The following is a 503-nucleotide window of genomic DNA, read 5'->3' as shown; positions in this document are numbered from 1 at the left end:
ATTTGAATTGTCCATACTCCTTCCAAGCGTGTGTTTTGAACAGATGGTAGTGTTTCATATGGACTTAAGCCTCAGTCTGTGAGGGTTCCTCACTGTTGAAGGGGAAATGGAAGATCTATTTCAAGCCTTCCATCACTAACTTTCATGTAGATTTGAGCCTCCTCTGAAGCTTGTTGCAGAACACCATAAACAATGCCATTGAACTGGTCGACTACATAAATGAACCTATCCATAATTACCTCAAATACATTGCTGAAGGACTCCATATCTAGGGCAGAGATAGAGGCAACAACATTTTTCATGGCTGTGATAAGGTCACGATAAACGACATTGATGTTGAGGAACACTGCATCTAAATAGTCAGACTTGACAGAGTCAACAAACTCCTGAGATTTCTCAACAACAGCCTTAAGGGTCTCACCTATCTTCACTAACATTGTGTCAAGACTCTCCATATTTTTCACAAAGTCCACCAGTTCATCAAAGATGTTCTTTAAACCTGT

1 protein-coding gene is annotated in these 503 nt (G+C 40.2%); it reads right to left on the bottom strand.

Features of this window, described 5'->3' with window-relative positions; all coding sequences use genetic code 11:
* Nucleotides 1-89: 89 nt before the first annotated feature.
* A partial coding sequence (locus GFB48_RS17520) for a hypothetical protein (protein ID WP_163938816.1) occupies nt 90-503 on the bottom strand: 414 nt, incomplete at its 5' end.

It is taken from the genome of Paraferrimonas sp. SM1919 (assembly GCF_010993985.1).
Lineage (GTDB): Bacteria > Pseudomonadota > Gammaproteobacteria > Enterobacterales > Shewanellaceae > SM1919.
The sequence above is the reverse complement of the archived record's forward strand: the minus strand, read 5'-3'. Positions and strand labels throughout refer to the sequence as shown.